Genomic DNA, 1728 nt, shown 5'->3' on the forward strand with positions numbered 1-1728 from the left:
CCGGAGCCCTGCTGGTCGAACAGCGCCCCGCCGGCGGCCAGTTCGAGGGCGGCGCCCCCGGTGGTGCCGGGCGCGGTACGGTCCAGCGGGACGCGGGTGAGCGCCTGCCGGTACGCCTCGCCGCCGTGCACCAGCACCGTGCCGCCCAGCCGGATGACGGCCCGGCGGCGGGAGAGGGCGAGCAGCGCGAACAGCACGGGGTGGGAACGGGTGTACACGCGTCGGTCCCGGCGTCGCGCCCGCCGGGCCCCGGATGTGACGGTCATCGAATGTGCACTTCCTGCGGTCGGAGGGTCGGAGGGTCGGAGGGCCGGAGGGGCCGGAGGTCGTAGGGGCGGATGGCCGGAAGGGTCGGAGGGTCCGCGGAAGGTCGGAAGGTCGGAAGGTCGGAAGGTCGGAGGGGCCGGAGGGCGGAGGGGCGGAAGGTCGGAGGGTCGGAGGGCGATTGCGGTGGTCCCGGTGCCACGGCGGCGTCCTGCGGGCGCCCCGCGCCCGCGGCCCGGTGCAGGCCCCCGCGCACCACCACCCGCCTCGCGCCCGCGGCCCGGTGCAGGCCCCCGCGTACCACCACCCGCCTCGCGCCCGCGGCCGGTGCAGGCCGCCGCGCAACCACCCGTGGCGGCCCGGCCTTCATCATTGGCCCGCCCGCGGCCCGGTGCAGGCCGCCGCGTACCACCACCCGCGGCGGGCCGGCCCTCATCGTCGGCCCCCCACCGCCAGGTGCCGGGCGGCCAGCCGCGCCGTGGCCGCCCGGTCGGGCTTGCGGGAGCGTCCGGACAGCGGGACCTCGGCGAACAGCACCGCGTCGGGCCGGGCGGCCCCCATGCGCGCCAGCGGCTTCTCCAGCGCGGCCCGCAGCGCCGGCCGGGCGGCACCCCGTCCCGGCTGTACGACGGCGACCAGACGCTCGTCGCCGTCCCCGGCCGGTACGCCGACCAGCAGCGCCAGTTCGACGCCTGGCACGTGCAGCGCGGGCTCGTACAGGCCCGGGTAGATGTTCTCGGCGTCCCTGAGCACCATGTCCTTGGCGCGGCCCTCCAGGACGATCCGGCCGGAGTCCAGCCGCGCCCGGTCACCGGTGGCCACCCACGGGTCGGGCGCCTCGCCCAGGTAGCGGTGGCGGGCGGCCGGCCCGGTGAGCAGCAGTTCGCCCGAGGTGCCCGTGCGGGCCACCACGCCCGGCAGCGGCGCGCCCACCAGGTCGCCCGTGCCGTCGTGGGCGGCCTTGTCGGCCTGCTCGACGGCCGCGGCGGGGAACAGCTCGGTCAGCGCGTACACGCCCCACGCCTCCTCGGCGCCGGCCTCCTTCACGCGGGTGAGCAGTCCCGCGCTCGCCGGGGCCGAACCCGTCCACACCCGGCCGCTGAACCGGGCCCCTTCCGCCAGGGCCGCCCGCAGCTGCGGCGGTGTCAGATAGGTGGCCTGCGGGCCGAGCCGGCGCAGCTGCCGGGCCAGGACGCGGGGGGACCGGGCGGGCAGCGCCACCGGCGCGCCGCTCGCGAGGGACGGTACGAGGACGAAGAACGTGCCGCCCAGGACGGGCCGCCCGGGCTCGGGCCGCACCAGGCCGGCCACCGTGGCCATGCCCGCGGCGAGCGAGGACCGGGTGTGCACCACGGCGCGCGGCCGGGACGTGGTGCCGGAGGTGAACACGATGACGGCGTCGGCGTCCTCGTCCACCGGCCGGGGCGGTACCGCGGCCCGCGTGGCACCGGCCAGGGCGGGAGC

The 1728-nt window shown here is 78.9% G+C and carries 1 protein-coding gene and 1 pseudogene; both read right to left on the bottom strand.

The window, feature by feature from the left end:
* Positions 1 to 218, bottom strand: a pseudogene (locus GT045_RS33385) (cytochrome P450); the annotation flags it as partial.
* Positions 219 to 696: 478 nt separating this feature from the next.
* Positions 697 to 1728 (bottom strand): AMP-binding protein (locus GT045_RS33390; RefSeq protein WP_161336485.1); only part of this gene is annotated, 1032 nt, incomplete at its 5' end.

It is taken from the genome of Streptomyces sp. SID486 (assembly GCF_009865385.1).
GTDB lineage: Bacteria > Actinomycetota > Actinomycetes > Streptomycetales > Streptomycetaceae > Streptomyces.